Source organism: Rhodococcus sp. C1 (assembly GCF_020809065.1).
GTDB classification, from domain to species: Bacteria; Actinomycetota; Actinomycetes; order Mycobacteriales; family Mycobacteriaceae; genus Rhodococcus_F; species Rhodococcus_F qingshengii.
The window spans coordinates 5,744,737-5,763,491 of record NZ_CP078080.1 but is presented as its reverse complement, the minus strand read 5'-3'; the positions used below and the strand labels follow the sequence as shown (position 1 = coordinate 5,763,491).

The 18,755-nt window shown below is 62.2% G+C and carries 12 protein-coding genes; 8 read left to right on the top strand and 4 right to left on the bottom strand.

What is annotated here, in order from left to right; translation table 11 throughout:
- The first annotated feature begins 65 nt into the window (after positions 1-65).
- The 7 genes from KTR60_RS26680 to KTR60_RS26650 all read left to right on the top strand — a co-directional run bounded on the left by KTR60_RS26680 (position 66) and on the right by KTR60_RS26650 (position 11,557).
- Positions 66-1,373 carry an SWIM zinc finger family protein gene (locus KTR60_RS26680; RefSeq protein WP_228401433.1) on the top strand — a complete coding sequence of 436 codons (1,308 nt, stop codon included), beginning with the start codon at positions 66-68 and terminating at the stop codon, positions 1,371-1,373.
- Positions 1,370-2,854 (top strand): DUF5691 domain-containing protein, encoded by a 1,485-nt coding sequence (locus KTR60_RS26675; RefSeq protein WP_228401432.1) that lies wholly within the window; start codon positions 1,370-1,372, stop codon positions 2,852-2,854. Before KTR60_RS26680 ends, KTR60_RS26675 begins: the two co-directional genes overlap by 4 nt.
- Positions 2,851-3,984 (top strand): ATP-binding protein, encoded by a 1,134-nt coding sequence (locus KTR60_RS26670; protein ID WP_083056335.1) that lies wholly within the window; start codon positions 2,851-2,853, stop codon positions 3,982-3,984. Before KTR60_RS26675 ends, KTR60_RS26670 begins: the two co-directional genes overlap by 4 nt.
- Positions 3,981-6,167: a DUF5682 family protein gene (locus tag KTR60_RS26665; protein WP_228401431.1), complete on the top strand. Its 2,187-nt coding sequence runs from the start codon at positions 3,981-3,983 to the stop codon at positions 6,165-6,167. Before KTR60_RS26670 ends, KTR60_RS26665 begins: the two co-directional genes overlap by 4 nt.
- On the top strand, positions 6,164-7,327 hold the full coding sequence (locus KTR60_RS26660; protein ID WP_228401430.1) for a VWA domain-containing protein: 1,164 nt from the start codon (positions 6,164-6,166) through the stop codon (positions 7,325-7,327). The genes KTR60_RS26665 and KTR60_RS26660 overlap by 4 nt, the downstream gene beginning before the upstream one ends.
- A 42-nt stretch (positions 7,328-7,369) precedes the next feature.
- Complete coding sequence (locus tag KTR60_RS26655) at positions 7,370-8,992, top strand: MFS transporter (protein WP_042446444.1); 1,623 nt, start codon at positions 7,370-7,372, stop codon at positions 8,990-8,992.
- A 237-nt stretch (positions 8,993-9,229) separates the two neighbouring features.
- Positions 9,230-11,557 carry a putative bifunctional diguanylate cyclase/phosphodiesterase gene (locus KTR60_RS26650; RefSeq protein ID WP_042446441.1) on the top strand — a complete coding sequence of 776 codons (2,328 nt, stop codon included), beginning with the start codon at positions 9,230-9,232 and terminating at the stop codon, positions 11,555-11,557.
- A gap of 1 nt (position 11,558) precedes the next feature.
- Here KTR60_RS26650 and KTR60_RS26645 read toward each other — a convergent pair whose 3' ends face one another.
- Positions 11,559-12,683 carry a GGDEF domain-containing protein gene (locus tag KTR60_RS26645; protein ID WP_228401429.1) on the bottom strand — a complete coding sequence of 375 codons (1,125 nt, stop codon included), beginning with the start codon at positions 12,681-12,683 and terminating at the stop codon, positions 11,559-11,561.
- Positions 12,684-12,804: 121 nt separating this feature from the next.
- The gene (locus KTR60_RS26640) at positions 12,805-14,244 is read right to left on the bottom strand and encodes an amino acid permease (RefSeq protein ID WP_030536080.1); all 1,440 of its coding nucleotides are present in this window, start codon (positions 14,242-14,244) and stop codon (positions 12,805-12,807) included.
- A gap of 178 nt (positions 14,245-14,422) precedes the next feature.
- On the opposite strand from KTR60_RS26640, the gene KTR60_RS26635 reads away from it, so the two are divergent.
- A complete protein-coding gene (locus tag KTR60_RS26635) occupies positions 14,423-15,955 on the top strand; it encodes a PucR family transcriptional regulator (RefSeq protein ID WP_228401428.1) in 1,533 nt (510 codons plus the stop codon).
- Here KTR60_RS26635 and KTR60_RS26630 read toward each other — a convergent pair.
- Positions 15,931-17,367: an aldehyde dehydrogenase family protein gene (locus KTR60_RS26630; RefSeq protein ID WP_228401427.1), complete on the bottom strand. Its 1,437-nt coding sequence runs from the start codon at positions 17,365-17,367 to the stop codon at positions 15,931-15,933. The genes KTR60_RS26635 and KTR60_RS26630 overlap by 25 nt on opposite strands.
- Positions 17,364-18,737: a 4-aminobutyrate--2-oxoglutarate transaminase gene (gene gabT / locus KTR60_RS26625; RefSeq protein ID WP_064443609.1), complete on the bottom strand. Its 1,374-nt coding sequence runs from the start codon at positions 18,735-18,737 to the stop codon at positions 17,364-17,366. The genes KTR60_RS26630 and gabT overlap by 4 nt, the downstream gene beginning before the upstream one ends.
- Between the last annotated feature and the right edge of the window lie 18 nt (positions 18,738-18,755).

Here is an 18,755-nt window from a genome sequence, read left to right as displayed (position 1 = left end):
AGGGGTTATTCACCAACGAATCGGCCTGACTCCGTGATGTCAGCGGGTTGTCATACTGTGGTCGAGTGACTTCGCCGTGGACAGCTGGGCAGGTGGCGTCGGTAGCTCCGGACGCCGCATCGCTGGCCGCTGCGCGCAAGTTGGCTGGTTCGTGGAGCCATGCCGGCAACAGGGGTCTCGCGCTCTGGGGGCTGTGTCAGGGCAGCGGCTCGAAGCCGTATCAAGCAGTGGTCGACCTGCGGGGCCCTGCATACAAGTGCTCGTGCCCCAGTCGAAAGTTTCCGTGCAAACATGCTCTGGGGCTGTTGGTGGAATGGTCGGAAGGGCGTGTGCCGTCGGCGGACGAGCCCGCCGACTTCGCGGCAGAGTGGTTGTTGCGCCGCGAGGAGAAGGCCGAGACCCGCGGCGAAAGGGCTGAGACCGGCGACGAGGCTCCCAATAGGGCTCCCGACCCGGCGACAGCGCAGAAGCGCGCCGACCGCGTTGCGAGCGGTCTCGTCGAATTGGACCTGTGGATCACCGATCAGATTCGCAGTGGTCTGGCAGCGATGGACACATCCTGGGCGGGCTTCGACGCAGTAGCTGCTCGAATGGTGGATGCTCAGGCGCCTGGTGTCGCAGGCACACTTCGAGCCTTGGCGGGCACCGTTGCGTCTACCGAGAACTGGCCCGAGAAAGTCCTCGACGAGTTGGCTCGGTTGCACCTGCTGGTTGCTGCGCATCAGAAGCTGTCCGAGTTGCCGGAAGATCTTGCCTATTCGGTGAAAGCACACGTCGGCTATCCGGTCTCAACCGAGAGTGTGATGGAATCGATTCCGGTGAAAGAGAACTGGATGATTCTCGGTTCCGGGATCACCGAGGAGAAGCGACTGTTCACCCGAACGGTGTGGATGCTCGGCAGGAATTCGAAGCGGTGGGCCATGCTGCTCGACTTCTCCCACGGGTCGGCCAATTTTGCCACCGAAACGCCGCCAGTCGGGTTTCTGCTCAACGCCGATGTTCATTTCTATCCTGGTGCCGCGGCATTGCGGGCGCGGATAGGGGTCACGCACGGAGAACCGGAGCCCTTCACAACCATGCCGTTCGGAAGCATCGACACTGCGTTGCAGCAGTTTACCGATGCCCTCGCCGCGGATCCATGGTTGCGCTCGTGGCCGGCAGTGATCAGTTCGGTGGTCCCGTCGTTCGTCGACGGATCATGGTTTGTCGTCGACGAATCGGGCACAGCGCTTCGGGCAGAGGGTGATTCGGATCTTCTGTGGAAGTTGCTCGGCATTTCCGGCGGTTACCCGGTCACAGTCTGCGGAACGTGGAACGCGCTGGCTCTTACTCCGATCTCGGTTTTCACGGGAGGGCAGGTGATCGTGCTGTGAGTACATTGATCTCAGCGGCGCTCCTTGGGACAGCCAGAACAGCAACAACATTCGAGGAGCTGCCGGCTGAAGTGCGTGGCTACGCTCGCGAACTCGACGGCGATCCTGCCGAGATGCTTCTCGCAGGAGCAGCGTTGGAGAGGGCGTACCGCCGTGGCGGTGCGGGCTCCACCACGGCGGCGGTGCCGACACCTGCGCCAGACGATGTTCGATTCACACTGCCGGAATCCTCATCGGCGCATCTGCTGTCGATGCTCGCGGCCAAGGCGACCTTGCTCGACGAATGGTTCGCAGTCGCGTTGGAGCACAATTACCGTGCGCCTGATCATCTGGTCGCCGAGTTGCTTTCCTTTGCACGTGCAAGTGAAGCTCACCGGGAGAGCATCCTGCAGATTGTCGGCGAGCGTGGTCGATGGCTTGCCGCGCAAAACCCCGAGTGGAGCAAACTCGTCCGAACCAGGGATGCCAACCCGGACGTGTGGCGTCACGGAAGTTCGTCGCAGCGCACACAGTGGCTGATAGACACTCGTCGAACAGATCCCGCGCTGGCGCTGGCCGAACTCCGAAAGTCCTGGGGCACCGAGCGGGGCGAACAGAAGGCTGCCTTCGTCGCGGCGCTGGCAAACGGACTGAGCGCGGATGATCAACCATTGTTGGAGGAAGCCCTCGACGACCGTCGCAAGGACGTGCGACGCGCGGCAGTGGAAGTACTCGGACAACTCCCCGAATCGGAGTTCGGGGAGAGAATGGCTGCTCGGGTTCGGAAATGGGTGCGGGTGGAAAGGAAACTCGTTCGGTCCACGCTCGTCATCGTCCCGCCTGAGGAAGTCGATTCAGCGGCGAGGCGAGACGGCATCGAAGACCGGCCGAATCCACACACCGACTATCGTGCCGAGTATGTGCGTCAGGCGATCAGTTCTGCGCCGTTGTCTCTGTGGAACAACATGATCGGTGGACCAGGCAAGGTCTTGGGGATGAGCGTTGACGAAAGCTGGGAGCCGATCCTTCACGACGCGTGGTCCACCGCCGCAGTCGCGCAGAACAATACGGAATGGGCGCTGGAACTCTTTCGTATGCGCGGCACCGCCACCGATCGACGCGTGCTCCCGTTGGTGCCGGCCAAGGCGCTGGCTGATCTGTTGAGGTCCGGAAACGGCGACGCCAATGTTCTGCACCCGGGCCGGGCAGCGATCTACGACGCTCTGCGAGGTCCATGGCCCGAGGACATCACCCGGGCAGTGGTGGCCCAGTGGGAACGAGTTGCGGCCAGACGTGCCGACGGAGGCGCCAAGGCTGGCGAATTCTCACGCTACAAGTACGTCGCATCGCTGCGCCTGGCCGAGACTCGATTTCCTTACAGCGCAGTAACTTTGCTGGAGCGTGCTGCGGAACGTGCACGTGACACGGACTGGCGGCAGACCTTCGCCAGAACTGCCAGCGCCATCACCCACCGCAAGACCCTGCTCGAGGAGCTCACATGACTGACAGCGTAACCGTGCACACCACGGAACCGGAAAAGCTCGCGCAACCGGCAAGGCTGATGCGGCCCCACGCAGAGCAGGAGTACGCGCTCGAACTCGAAGCACTGGCCGCGCAGGACACTCGTCCGCGTCCACCGTCGTGGAACTTGTCGCCCTGGGCCGTCGTGACGTATCTGTTGGGTGGCACTCTCGACGACGGAACCGTCATTTCGCCGAAGTACGTCGGTCCACGGCGGTTGATGGAAGTGGCCGTCGCAACTCTTGCCACCGACCGGGCGCTACTGCTGTTGGGGGTTCCCGGTACGGCCAAGACCTGGGTCTCCGAACATCTTTCGGCCGCAATCTCGGGTGCGTCGACGCTCCTGGTCCAGGGCACGTCGGGTACGCCCGAGGAAGCTATCCGCTACGGCTGGAACTACGCACGTCTTCTCTCCGAGGGGCCGACCGCCGGTGCGCTGGTGCCTTCTCCCGTGATGACGGCGATGGAAACCGGGAAGATCGCCCGCGTCGAAGAGTTGACGCGTATTCCGGCCGACGTGCAGGACGCCCTCATCACCATTCTCTCCGAGAAGACGTTGCCGGTGCCGGAGCTGGGCATCGAGGTGCAGGCAGCCAAGGGCTTCAACCTGATCGCTACCGCCAACGATCGCGATCGCGGTGTCAACGATCTGTCGTCCGCACTGCGTCGACGGTTCAATACCGTAGTCCTCCCTTTGCCGGCCAGCGAGGAAGACGAGGTGGCCATCGTGGCACGTCGAGTCGAACAGCTGGGCGCAGCACTGGAATTGCCGACAACCCCCGCAGCAGCCGAGGAAATTCGCCGGGTCGTCACCGTGTTCCGGGAACTGCGATCAGGCACGACCACCGACGGCCGCACCAAGTTGAAGTCCCCGTCCGGAACTCTGTCGACGGCGGAGGCGATCTCGGTGGTCACCAACGGTTTGGCGTTGTCTGCGCATTTCGGGGACGGCGTACTGCGGGCATCCGACGTCGCTGCCGGAATCCTGGGCTCGGTGATCAAGGACCCGGTCGCAGACAAGGTGGTGTGGAACGAGTACCTCGAGGCAGTAGTGCGTGAACGCGGCGAGTGGTCCGACTTCTACCGGGCGTGCCGCGAGGTCACCGGGTGACCATCGTGATTCCGGACCTGCGTGTCCGGGTCTTCGGTATCCGTCACCACGGCCCGGGATCTGCTCGTTCGGTTCGGCAGGGCCTGGAAGAGTTCTCGCCTGACGTCGTCCTGATAGAAGGGCCTTCGGACGCAGACCCGTTGGTGATGCTGGCGGCGTCGGAATCGATGAAACCACCGATTGCGTTGCTCGCGTACGCCACTGGCGAACCGTCGAAGGCGGCATTCTGGCCGTTTGCGGTGTTCTCACCCGAATGGCAAGCGCTGCAGTGGGCTGCGAAGAACGGTGTGCAGGCACGGTTCTGCGATCTGCCCGCCTTCAACGTGTTGGCGGATCAGGGGATTCGTACTGTCCGCGAGGGCGATCCTCTGTCGGAACTGGCCGCGGCCGCGGGTTTCGACGACACCGAACGCTGGTGGGATTCGGTGATCGAATCGAGCTCGGGCGCAGATTCTTTCGATGCGATCACCGAGGCGATGGAGGCGCTGCGTGAGACAGTGCCGATCGACGAGGAGACAGCGCATCGCGAAGCGTATATGCGTCAGGTGCTGCGAAAGACGTTGAAAGATGGCGCTGAGCGGGTAGCGGTCGTCTGCGGAGCCTGGCACGCGCCGGCGTTGGTCGGAGCCTTGGGGCCGGCGGCACCCGATGCTCGCATCCTCAAAGGAATGTCCAAGGTCAAGACCTCGCTGACGTGGGTTCCCTGGACTCACTCACGTCTGGCATCGGCATCGGGTTACGGCGCCGGAATTACCTCGCCGGGCTGGTATCACCACCTGTTCACCGCGAACGACAAGACGATCACGCGGTGGCTCACCAAAGTTGCGCGGGTGCTCAGGGACGAGGACCTTCCGATCTCGAGTGCTCACGTCATCGAAGCTGTCCGGTTGGCAGATACGTTGGCGGCACTGCGTTCTCGACCCTTGGCGGGATTGTCGGAGGTCACCGAGGCAACGAGGTCGGTGATGTGCGACGGGAACGACGTTCTTCTGGATCTGATCACGCGAAGATTGGTTGTGGGCGAAGCGCTGGGCGCGGTGCCCGAGGAAACGCCGACAGTCCCACTCGAAGCAGACCGGCGCGCACGCTCGAAGACCTTGCGGCTCAAACAACAAGCGGGAGCACAGACTCTCGATCTGGACCTGCGACGCGACATCGACGTCGAGCGTTCCCAGTTCCTGCACCGACTGGGGATACTCGAGATCGATTGGGGAACCCCGGCCGACAGTGAGGTCCGTTCCACCGGAACGTTCCGGGAGACTTGGGCGCTGCAATGGAAGCCCGAATTCTCGGTCTCGGTGATCGAGGCGTCGCTGTGGGGCACGACGGTGGTTGCAGCGGCAACATCACGTGTCGTCTCGAAGATCAACGAGCCGGACATCACTCTCGCGTCACTGATCGGACTACTGGAGAACTCGCTCCTGGCAAACCTGCCGGCAGCGTTGTCCGCTGTGCTGGAAAGTGTGAAAACGGTTGCGGCACTAGATCATGACGTGTCGCACCTGATGGCGGCGCTGCCCACGCTGACGCGAACGCTGCGGTACGGCGATGTGCGCGGAACCGACGTGTCGGCATTGATCGACGTCGCCGACAGCCTGTTGATCCGCATTTGCACCGGCCTCGCAGTCGCCGTCACGGGCCTGGACGATCCCAGTGCCGAGGAGTTTCGCGAACACCTCGACAAGGTTCACTCGGCAGTCATGGTTCGTGACGATCGCGATGCGAGCGCACGGTGGATGCAGGCCATGGCCGGCGTGATCGACCGTGACGACGTCAACGGATTACTCGTCGGCCGGATGGTGCGGCTACAGCGCGACAGCGGTTCGATCACGGAAACCGCTGCAGCCCAGCGCTTGTCTCGGGCCCTGTCCGTGGGAAGCACGCCGACCGCCAAAGCCGGGTGGGTCGACGGGTTTCTCGGTGGAGGAGGGCTTGTGCTCGTTCACGATCGAGCGTTGCTCACGCTGATCGACACGTGGGTTCGCCAACTTCGTGAGCAGGACTTCATCGACACGCTTCCACTGCTTCGACGTACGTTCGGAGCGTTCGAGGCGGGGGAGCGTCGAGCGATCGGTCAGGCGGTCAGAGGCGGCCGACGCGTCGAAACGACAGTGGAGACCGATGTTCGACGCGGCAGAGCGGCAATGGCGGTCGTTGCGGACATCTTGGGGGTGGGCGCATGAGCGACGACGATCAGCGCCTTCGACGCTGGAGACTGATGCTCGGGGAATCCGCCGAAGAGTCGACGGGTGGGCTGGGCCAACCGGGCGAGCGTCGAATGGATGCAGCTCTTGCCGCACTCTACGATTCGTCCGGCCCGACCAAGGGGCGACGCCGCTCAGCCGGATTGGGGGCGTCGGCTCCGTCCGTCGCCAGATGGCTCGGCGATATCCGGACGTACTTTCCCAGCACGGTGGTGCAGGTGATGCAGAAGGACGCGATCGACCGACTGGGTTTGGCGCAGTTGCTGCTCGAACCGGAACTGCTCGATGCCGTCGAGCCCGATGTGCATCTGGTCGGGACGCTGCTGAGCCTCAACCAGGTCATGCCGGAGGCCAGCAAGGCCACTGCTCGAATGGTCGTCGGCAAGGTGGTTCGGGAAGTCGAAGAGCGAATCGCGCAGAAAACGAAGGCCGCGGTGACCGGGGCTCTCAATCGTTCGGCCAGAACGTCGAATCCGAAGTTGCGTGACATCGACTGGGACCGAACCATCCGAGCAAATCTGTCGCACTACCTTCCGGAGTATCGAACCGTCGTCCCCGAGCGGCTCGTCGGATATGGCCGCAAGTCGAAATCCGTGCAGCGCGACGTAGTCCTGGCGATCGACCAATCGGGTTCGATGGCGTCCAGCGTCGTCTACGCATCCGTGTTCGGCGCGGTGTTGGCGTCGATGCAGGCGCTGAAGACTTCGCTCGTGGTTTTCGACACTGCCGTCGTCGACCTGACGGACAAACTGTCCGATCCAGTCGACGTCCTTTTCGGGACCCAACTTGGTGGGGGCACGGACATCAACCGCGCAATCGCGTACAGCCAGTCACTGATCTCGCGTCCTGCCGAGTCGATGTTCGTTCTGATCTCGGACCTCTACGAGGGCGGTATTCGCAACGAGATGTTGCGCCGGATGGCCGCCATGAAGAACTCCGGCGTTCAAGTCGTGGTTCTACTGGCACTCTCGGACGACGGGGCACCGTCGTTCGATCACGACAATGCAGCGTCGCTGAGTGCCCTCGGGATTCCCGCGTTTGCGTGCACGCCGGACAAGTTTCCGGAACTGCTGGCGGGGGCTCTGGAACGCGGGGACGTGTCGGCTTGGGCGGATCAGCTCAGCCTCGAACAGCACTGACCGGTCTGCTTCGAGGACCTGAACACCGGGTACACCCGCACGATGGGTGACGGACAGGTTGCTGGTTCGACGACGCAAGCGGGTTCAGGACTGGTTCTCACGGTGTTGGCATCCAGCCAATTCCTGATGACCTTGGACAGTTCGGTCATGAACGTTTCGATGGCAACCGTCGCCGAGGACGTCGGCACGAGCATCACCGGTATTCAAACCGCGATCACGCTGTACACCCTGGTCATGGCGACGCTGATGATCACGGGCAGCAAGCTGGGGTCGATGATGGGTCGTCGCCGGGCCTTCGCGCTCGGCTTGATCATCTACGGCGCAGGTTCTCTGACAACGGCGCTCGCTCCCAATCTTGCGGTCCTGCTGATCGGATGGTCGTTCCTCGAAGGCGTCGGTGCGGCACTCATCATGCCCGCGATCGTCGCGCTCGTCGCCACCAACTTTCCGGCGCAGAAGCGCCCGGCTGCCTACGGTCTGGTCGCTGCCGCCGGCGCGATGGCCGTGGCGGTCGGGCCGCTGATCGGCGGCGCCGCGACGACATTTGCGTCATGGCGTTACGTGTTCGTCGGCGAAGTCGTGATCGTTGTCCTGATCTTGCTGGTGCTGAGCAAGGTGGTCGACGTCCCACCGTCGAAGTCGCGCCTCGACTACGTCGGATCGATCTTGTCCGTGGTCGGGCTGGGCATGATCGTCTTCGGCGTACTGCGCTCGAGCGAGTGGGGTTGGGTGCAGGCCAAACCCGACGGACCGCAGTTGGTCGGGCTTTCCCCGGTGGTGTGGCTGCTGATCGCCGGGCTCCTGGTCGTGTACGGATTCCTGCGCTGGGAGGGACGCCTGGCCGCTGCGGGGAAGGAGCCGTTGCTTGATCCGGCGATGCTGCGAAACCGCGAGCTCAGTGGCGGGCTGTCGATGTTCTTCGCGCAGTTTCTGGTCCAGGCGGGCGTGTTCTTCGCGGTCCCGTTGTTCTTGTCCGTAGTTCTGGAGCTCAGTGCCCTGGAGACGGGAGTTCGCATCCTGCCGTTGTCGGCGGCGCTCGTCGTGGCGGCGATCGGTATTCCGAAGCTACGGCCTACCGCGAACCCGCGACGCGTGGTCCGAGTCGGATTGTTGGTCATGGTCGTCGGCATTCTGATGCTCGTTGCAGGCATGGACCCCGGCGCCAATGCGGCGATCGTGATGATTCCCATGCTGTTCATGGGTTTCGGCTTGGGGTGCCTGTCTTCGCAGCTCGGAGCCGTCACGGTGTCCTCGGTCCCGGACGAGCGCAGCACCGAGGTCGGCGGGTTGCAGAACACCGCCACCAACCTCGGCGCTTCCTTGGGAACTGCCCTGATCGGATCGGTTCTCATTGCCACTCTCACGACGTCGGCGATCGCCGGAATCGAAGACAATCCGGCGGTTCCGACATCGGTGCAGCAGCAAGCGAGCACCGACATGGCCTCGGGCGTGCCGTTCCTGTCGACGACGCAACTCCGATCCGCTCTCGATGACGCCGGCGTCGCCGAGTCCACGGCGGATGCGATCGTGGACGTGAACGAAGAAGCCAGGCTGGACGCGTTGCGTGTCGCTTTTGCCGTGGCAGCGCTGCTCGCAATCGCCGCGTTGTTCCCGACCGCTCGAATCCCCCGCGTCGCGGTCGGCGACAAACGTGGTTCGAGCTAAGAATCAGCAATCGCGGATCGACCTGGACGATCGACGGAACGACCTCTGGATATAGTGATCTGCGCACAATCGATTCGTCAGATGGCTACCGTTGTGAAGGAAACAAGCAGCGAGTCTGAAACACTGACGTTTCACCGGATAAGGGTTCGGTGGGGAGCCAGGGGAGGTTCGGATGGCCAGGCGAGCGGATTCGACGCCCGCTGATGGCGCCTGCGCAGATGTCGGGATGCCTCGCTGATGAGCCGTCCGAGTCGATTGGGCAGGCAAGATCCTGCTTCGGAGGCCGACTGCAACAGCCTGTTTCGCCGTCAGATAGACGAAGCTGCAGCCGTCGCGCCGTTCGCCAATCTTGCGTACATGGCGAGTTTGGTCGTGATTCTGACCTACACCGTCCCGCCCGGACGTCAGACGCTCAGGTGGTTGGGTGGTGCCCTCATCTTTCTCGTCCTCGCGAATTCGATCCGAGTATGGATTCCCCTTCGCTGGCGACCGTCGAAGCACACCCCGCGCTACGACTACGTGGGTCTGCTCGTCGAAGTGATCGTGGTCGCGACCCTCGACGTCACACTTTTCGCTCTGCTCTTTCACGACATGGACGTCTTCCGCGACTTGGTTCTGATCGCGACGATGGCCGGGATCATGGGCGCCGGGACCGTGACGTTCTCGAGTCTGAGATCGGTGAGCCTGACCTGGATCTACATTCACGGCCTCGGCGTCTTCACTGTTCTCGTCGTCCACGCCGAACCCCACTTTCGCATACTTGCGATTCAGTTGTGCATCTACATGTTTGCGCTCACCGTAGGGGCGGTCTATCTGTCGGCCTCTTTCCAGAGACGTTGTCTCGCAGAGTTTCAGGCGGAATCCGAGCGTCAGACTGTGGCGTTGTTGCTCGACGGTTTCGAGGGCGGTTCCCGCGACTGGCTGTGGGAGTGCGACACCAACGGCCGGTTCTCCCATACCTCGGCACGTCTCGCCGAGGTCGCAGGTATGACGGTGGACGAGTTGCAGCAACTCACCTTCGGGCAACTCCTCACCAGACTCCAGATCGCATCGAGTCCGGAGGGGCGTGCGGCCGCGGCCCAGATGATCGACAAACTCGAATCGAGTGCTCCCTTCCGGGACACCGTCGTGCCGGTGCATGTCGACGGTAGGCGACGCTGGTGGTCTCTTTCCGGCAATCCACGGGTCCTCGAATCCGGCGTGATTCTGGGTTGGCGCGGTGTCGGTTCCGACATCACGGAGAGGTATGTCCACGAGCAGGAGATCCTTCGCCTTGCGGCCACCGACTCGTTGACCGGGTTGCCGAACCGTCGTGCGTTCGGAGTGGCACTCGAGGAAGCGATCGATTCCCGCGCGCCGGAGAAGCAGGTTCTCGTCGGGATTCTCGACCTCGACAACTTCAAATCGGTGAACGACACCCTTGGTCATCCGATCGGGGACCAATTACTTCTCGAAGTCACGAAACGCCTTCGCGACGTGATCGGTTCGGACATGTGTTCGCGGATGGGCGGTGACGAATTCGGGCTGATCGTCTGTACGTCTTCGCGCGACGATCCCGGTGTGATCTTCGATCGGTACCTGGAAGTGCTGCACGAACCATTCTTCGTCGAAGGCAATCGGATCGAAGTGCGGGCCACGATCGGTTACTCGAGCGCGCCCGAGGATTCGACGGACGCCGACGGATTGGTGATGCTGGCGGATCTGGCTCTGTACGAGGCGAAGTCGACGGGGCGCAATCGAGTGGGCAAGTTCTCACCGCTGCTGCGGGCGAGGGCATCGGCGCGGGCGACGGCGTTGCACGAGCTGGACAGAGGGATCGAGGAAGGGCAGTTCGATCTCCATTACCAGCCTCAGGTCGACACTCAGACCGGTGAAGTGGTGGCCTTCGAGGCTCTTCTTCGGTGGAACCATCCCAGCCGCGGCCTCATCGGGCCCAGCCAGTTCATCTCGGTGGCGGAGGAAACCGGAATGATCATTCCCCTCGGCGCGCAGGCAATGGCGATGGCGACCGCCGCTGCTGCGGGGTGGCCGACCGGAATTGGCGTCTCGGTCAACGTTTCACCAGTGCAGTTGGTGTCGCGAGAGTTCGGTGCGATGGTGAAGAAAGCGCTGACGGATTCGGGCTTGCCTCCGCAACTGCTGCAGCTCGAAATCACCGAGACAGGTGTTGTGGACGATCGCGCGATCCGGGATCTCTACAAGCTGCGTGAGCTCGGGGTCACCGTCGCACTCGACGATTTCGGCACCGGCTATTCGTCCTTTGCCACGCTCCAGAGACTTCCAATCGACGTTCTCAAGATCGATCGCATGCTGGTCACCGACTCGGACGATCCGAAGATGTCCGTGGTGAAGTCCATTGTCGAATTGGCCGCGGCCCTCGGTATGAAATCGTTGGCCGAGGGCGTGGAGACCATCGAGCAGTTCCGCCGCGTCCAGTGGGTCGGGTGTGACCTGGTCCAGGGTTACCACATCAGCAAGGCTCTGACCGCTGAGCGCGTCGATGTGTATCTTGCCGCGACGGACACGGAAACTGGGCGCAGCGTCCACCCACTTACGTGGCTGTGAATCAGATCTGAGCCGAGCGGATCGTATTACCGCCTGCCGCTTTCGCTTGATACATCATCGAATCCGCGACATTTGTCGCCGCCAGGATTGCGGAAGCACCGCCGCTCCACGCCTTCGATTCGGCGGTCATCATCACCGCTCCGACGCTCACCGTTGTGGGGATCGCGTCGGAACAATCCGACAGCGCCGCGTTTATCCCTTCGATCAACAGGGTTGTCGATTCGGGATCGCCGGCGATGACGGCCAGGTATTCTTCCCCGCCGGTTCGAGCGATGACTCCGCGTTCGCCGAGATGTGTGCTCAATCGGTTCGCGGTTCTCCTGATGACATGATCGCCTTCGGCATGACCGTGAAGATCATTCACTGTTTTGAATTTGTCGATATCGACGACGATGAAGGCGAGAGATGAAGAATCGTCTCGGGCGCTCTCGAAGAGATCGCCGACTGCCCCTTCCAGTCCCCGACGGTTGAACAGTCCAGTGAGGGGATCCCGGTCCGAATACTGGGCATCGCGGTAGAGAGTGCGCCAAGTCAGGTGCGCAAAAATGGGAACGAGTGTGACAGCTCCGAAAAGAACGGTGCCGCGGGCCAGAAGCGTCGTGATATCGACGTCGCCTTCCAGATATGCAAGAACGAAAACGGTGGTCGTGACGGTCGTCGACCAAACGACATGAGCGACAAGCCACTTTGCGCTGACAAAAAGCGTCGCAAAGGTTCCGGTGACCGCGAAGACGATGCAACCGAACGTCCCGGACGAGCGATCCGGCACCAGGAGGACGGCAGCCGCGATCCCGAGATCTGCGAATATTCCGAATGCAAGCAACCCCCGGCGTCCGGGAAACGGTTGTGTGAACCAGCATGCGGCGATTCCCACACACGTACAGATCATGAAAATCGAAAGAGCTTTGCCGGGGGTGGTCGGCGGCGTATCCGGACCGATCAATTTGTAGAAAGCGGACAGTCCGAAGATGATCGTCATCATTCCGAGCAAGGTTCGGAAGATCGGAATGATTGCCCGGCCGGATCTCTGGTGCTTTATCCACTCGTAGTCGTGTGGTTCGTTCAACCATTCGTGAAGTGTTCGCCAAGAACTGTGCCCCTCGGAGGTGATGACAGGGCTCGGCATGCTGTCCATTTTGCCTTGAATTTAGGTAAAGAGAAAATCTATGTTCGACCGCTTCCATCGGATCGGCTCTTTTCGGGGAAGAGGTTCAATTATCGAGTCGAGCGCTTACTCGATGCTTGTTTCAAGCCTTCTTCGAACTGCTGTGTGCGTTGTTCGAGGCGGTCGCGAACGATCCGACTTTTCGCGTACGAGACTTTCTCACGCCGTAAGCGGCGAGGATGACCCCCAGCGCGACCAGGCTTTGGACGAATTCCGCGCGCGTGGGTTCGTTGAGACCCATTCCCACCAGGATCACGAGAATCAGACCAGTGACCACTATCGGCAGGCCGGGATACAACCAGACACGGAATTTCAGAATCTCGGGGCTTTCGCGTTCCCATCGGCGTCGGAGGCGTAGTTCGGATACACAGATCAGGATGTAAACGAACAAGCAGATTGCGCCCGACGAATTCACGAGGAACAAGAAAATCGTATCCGGCCAGATGTAGCCGGCCGCGATACAGAAGTACCCGGCCACAGTGCAGGCGAGTACGCCCTTCACCGGCACGCCGCGGCTGTTGGTCCGTGTCATCCAGGCCGGCGCGTCGTTGTAGACGGAGAGTGCGAAGAGCATCCGCGACGCCGTGTACAGGCCGGAATTGAGGCAGGACAGCACCGCGACCAGAACCACGAGATTGAGAATGTCGGCGGCGCCGGGAATTCCGAGCAGGTCGAGTGCGGAGATGAACGGAGAATCGCCGACGACGAACGAATCCCACGGCAGCATCGTCACGAGGAGGAAGGTGGCGACAACGAAGAAGGCGAGAATGCGGAAGACGACCGTGTTCGTGGCCCGCCTGATCGCTCCGGCAGGTTCGGCGGATTCCGCTGCGGCGATCGTGACAAGCTCGGCTCCGGTCATGGAGAAGATCACGGCGACAACGCCCACCAGTACGGGGGTGAAGCCGTTCGGCAGAAATCCTCCGTGGCCGGTCAGATTGCTGAAATCGACTTCACTGCCGGGCCAGATGCCGAAGACGAACAGACTGCCGAGCACGATGAAGCCGATGATGACGGCGACCTTGATACCCGCAAACCAGTATTCAGCCTCGCCGAAGTTGCTGACGGAGAGAAGATTGACCCCGGTCATCACCAACAGGAGTACCGCTGACATGAGCCAGAGCGGGACACCATGGATCCACCGGGAGAGCAAGGTTGCTCCGACGACGGATTCGATGCCGACGACGATCACCCAGAAATACCAGTAGAGCCAGCCAGTGGTGAAACCCGCCCAGTCGCCCAACGCCATGCGGGCGTATTCGGTGAACGATCCCGTACATGGCTTGGCCACGGCCATTTCGCCGAGCATGCGCATCACCAGGAACACGATGATGCCGCAGATCGCGCACGTGATGACTGCGCCGGGGCCGGCCTGGTTGATGATTCCGCTCAGCCCGACGAAGAAACCGGCGCCGATGACGCCGCCCATGGAAAGCATGGTCAGGTGACGCTTCTTCAAGCCTGTTTTGAGTGTCGAATGAACGCTGGCGGCTTCGGCTGTTTCGGTGCTGCTGTCGGGCATCTGGGCTCAGCTCCTATTGCATGACGCGATCAGTTCTTTCGGAGAGACGCTAAGCTCATCGTGTGATCCAGAACATGGACTTGATGTACAAATCTGAACTGGAAACTGTCAGTTCTGTCCACTGCCCATTTATCCACTGCCTTTCTGTTCAATGTCTTCGGAGGTTCCGGTAATGCCGATGACTGTCCGGCGCCTGGCGGCCACCACCTCGCTCGGCCTCACGATCGTTGCCGGTCACGACGACGTGGATCTGTCGATCAGCTGGGCGCACGCAATCGAATTGCAGGATCCGACCCGTTGGCTCGCCGGTGGAGAGCTTGTCATGACGACGGGGCTGCATCTACCGCGTTCGGCGACAAAGCAATACGAGTACGTCGAGCGCATCGCGCAGACCGGTGCGGTGGCACTGGCGTTCGACACCGGCACCGTGCACGAGAGGGTGCCGGACGCGATCATCAGGGCCGGCGACGAACTGGGTTTTGCCGTGCTTTCCGTCGCCAAGGAGACGCCGTTCATCGCCATTTCGCGGGCCGTGATCGACGAACTGACCGCCGACCAGATACGAACGGTGCAGGCGGTGGTCGACGCGCAGGAGAAGTTGGCGCGTGCCCTGCTCGACGGGGTGCCGGCTCTGATCACTGCCCTGGGTCGAGCCGTTCACGCAGCAGTCTGTGTTCTCGATCGGGACGGCGCGGTGCTGGCTCTGACGGAAGGTGCGAGTTCGTCTCTGCCCGAACGCATCAGGGAGCGATCAGGTAAGGAGCGCAGCCGGATCGTGGTGGACGACGACGGCCATCTGGCCATTCACCGCCTTGCTGTGAGCGGCACGCTGGCCGTGGCGTCCGAGGCCGCCTTGGATCAGTCCGAGCGATTGTTGGTGGGCCACACGGTGTCGCTGTTGACCATCGAGCTTGCCAAGCCGTTGCGGGTTGTCGATGCCGAACAGCGGCTGAGGTTGGCCGTTACGACGATGGTGCGCCAGGCCGGCGGTGACGTCGACGAAAGTCTGTTGCGGTACTTCGGATTCGAATCCGAAACCACGGTGGTGGCAACCGCCTTGACCGATGTCGGACCTTTGCTTGCGGCCACCGACATCACTTCAGCGGCCCTGGAAGAAGAGTCGGTGCCGTACCTGTTGGCCCCGCTGACTGACGGAACCGGTGTGTGGTTCGTCGTGAAAAGTGAAGTTGCGGAGAAGGTCACGCGCAGTGTGTATGCGAGAGTACGGGAGAATTCACGCCGGAGTATCAACGGTGGAATCGGTGGCGTCCGGCCGATTAGCGGTGTTGCGGCCAGTCTGCGCGAGGCTGTCTCTGCTGCCAAAGTGGGGCAGGTCGAAGGACACACACTCGTTCCGTTCTCGGAACTCGGGACTTTCAGTCTCTTGTTGAGTGTGCAGTCGAGCGATGTTCTGCAGTCGATCGCGGCCAGCGGTCTCGGTGTGCTGGAAGGCTACGACGCCGAGAACGGTTCCCGTCTGGTGGACTCGATCGAAGCGTTCCTGCACCACAATGGTCAATGGGAATCCGCTGCAGCGCAATTGGGTGTTCACCGGCACACGCTGCGTAACCGCATGGACAAGGCTGCCGAGTTGATCGGCCGAGATCTCGATTCCGCCCACACCCGGTCCGAGTTGTGGATCGCACTCAAAGCTCGTGAACTGCTGCAGGCGGAATCGAATTCAGATCACGCTCGGCCGCCCCTGAGATAGACGGTGGTGGTGTGAGTGAAGAACTCTCGTGCCGCGTCGCCTTGTTCCTTGGGCCCGTATCCACTCCTCTTCGCACCGCCGAAAGGTACGTGGGGATCAGCGCCCGCCGATTCCGAATTGACGTGCAGGATCCCCACGTCCAGATCGTCGACACCGGCAAGTGCACTGGTCAGGTCTTGCGTGAACAATGCTGCGGACAAACCGAATTCGCCCTCGTTCGCCAAGCGGAATGCGTCTGCGGTTGTTGCTGCCCGCTGCACCGCCAGTACCGGGCCGAAGAGTTCCTCGAACCACAGTTCGGTGCTCGACGGTAGTTCCAGCACTGTCGGTTGGACGTAGTAGCCCGACTGCGGCGCTTCGGCGGTGGCCACAACCCTGGCGCCGCCGTCGACGGCTCGATTGATCCCCTCGATGATCGACTGCTGCGCGTATGCGCTGACCACGGGACCTGTCGTGACGTCGGGATCGAGTGGATCTCCGACTCTCAGTTGCTTGACTTCAACGGTCAGCCTGGCCAGGAATTCCTCGGCGATGGATTCATGGAGCACCAGACGTGAAGTGGCCGTGCATTTCTGGCCGGTTGACCGAAATGCGCCCAGCATCACCTGCTCGACCGCAAGCTCGAGATCTGCGTCGGCAAGTACGACGGCTGCGTTCTTTCCACCCATTTCCGCCTGTACCGGAACTCCGCGCGCCGCAGCAGATCCCGCGATCTTTCGGCCGACGCCGGTGGAACCGGTGAAGGTGACGGCGTCGAGGTCCGGGTGATCGACCAGCGCTTCACCGGCCGCGCTGTCGGCGAGGATCATGTTCAGGACTCCGTCGGGTAGGCCCGCTTCGGTCAGTGCCTGCGCGAGACGGAAGGCCAGAAGGGGCACCGCGGCAGCCGGTTTCCAGACGACGGTGTTTCCGTACACCAAGGCAGGCGCAATCTTCCATGCCGGGATCGCGATCGGGAAGTTGAACGGCGTGACGACGCCTACCACGCCGAGAGGTTTGCGAGTGACGAGAATCTGCTCGCTGCTACGTGGGGAGGAATACACCGTTCCGGTCTCGCGGTCGGCGGCGTTGCCGTGGTAACGCAGAATCTGCGCTGCGCGGCGCACCTCTCCGATACCCTCGGCCAGCGTTTTCCCTTCTTCGCGGGTGAGTTCTTCGCCCCAGGCCTCAGCGTTGGATTCGATGATTTCCGCTGCGCGAGTGAGGTATGCGCCGCGTGCGGACATCGGCAGGCGGGCCCAGTCGTTCGCGGCGATGCGGGCGACGCGAACACCGGTCGCCATTTCGGAGGCACCGGCGCGGCCTCCGGTGGCGACAACCTCGTCGGGACGGGCCGGGTTGGTGTCCGTCAGTGTGCCGTCGCTGCCCGTGACCCAAGCTCCGCCGATCAAGCTGCGCACTGCGACGCTCATCGGACTGCGGCCACAGCGTCGCGAAGAATACCGAGTCCTTCGGTCAGCAACTCGTCGGAGATGCTCAGCGGCGGGAGGAAACGGACGACGTTTCCATAGGTGCCGGCGGTGAGCAGAAGGAGACCGTGCGTGTGGGCGTAGCTGACGATCTGGGCGACGGCCTCGCGATTCGGAGCCTTGTCCTCGTCGTGGACGAGTTCGATTGCAATCATGGCGCCGCGTCCACGAATGTCGCCGATTATGTCTGTGTCCGAAGCGATTTCGGACAAACCTGTGGTCAGAATGTCGCCGATGTCCTTGGCGCGGTCGAGGAGCCCTTCCATCTCGATCGTCTCGAAAACTGCCAGGGCGGCCTCGCAGGCAACGGGATTGCCGCTGTACGTACCGCCGATACCACCGGGATGCGCGGCGTCCATGACGTCGGCACGGCCGGTCACGGCGGCGAGTGGCATTCCGCCGGCGAGACCTTTTGCGGTTGTGATGATGTCGGGGACGAAGTCCTCACTCTCGCTGGCGAACCAGGCTCCGGTTCGTGCGATACCGGTCTGGACCTCGTCCGCGACGACGAGAATGCCGCGCTCACGGCAGAATTCCGAGATTCGCTTCAGGAATCCCGGAGCGGGAACGATGAAACCGCCCTCACCCTGAATCGGTTCCACGACCACAGCGGCTACCGATTCGGCGCCGATCTGAGTGTCGATCGCAAGACGGAACTGGGCGAATGCTTCGTCGGCCGCGTTTTCGGGGCCGCTCGGCCAACGGTAGGGGTATGCCATCGGAACCCGGTAGACCTCTGGTGCGAACGGGCCGAATGTGGCCTTGTACGGCTGGTTCTTGGCTGTCATCGTCATGGTCATCAACGTGCGACCGTGGAATGCGTGGTCGAAGACGACAACTGCCGGGCGACCGGTGGCGGCACGTGCGTATTTCACGGCGTTCTCGAGCGCCTCGCTGCCGGTGTTGAACAGCGCTGTTCGCTTCTCGTGATCTCCCGGGGTCAGGCGGTTGAGCGCTTCGCAGACCTCGAGGTACCCCTCGTAGGGGTTTGCGAGGAAACACGTATGGGTGAACTGACCGAGCTGGCGCGTGGTGCGTTCGACCACGCGCGGCGCACTGTTTCCGACGGTGGTCACGGCGATGCCGCTGCCGAAGTCGATGAACGAGTTGTCGTCGACGTCGACGACAACTCCTCCGCCCGCTGCGGCAACGTAAATGCTGGATCCGCTGGTCAGCCCGGCCGGCAGTGCGGCGCTCCGGCGCTTTGCCAAAGCGCGCGAGTTGGGGCCGGGCACTTCGGTGACGAGGCGTCGTATCTGGGGAAGGGTCGGTCCACCGATGCACGTTTCCGTGCCGTGCTCGAGAATGGTCATCGCAGTGCCTCCAGTCGT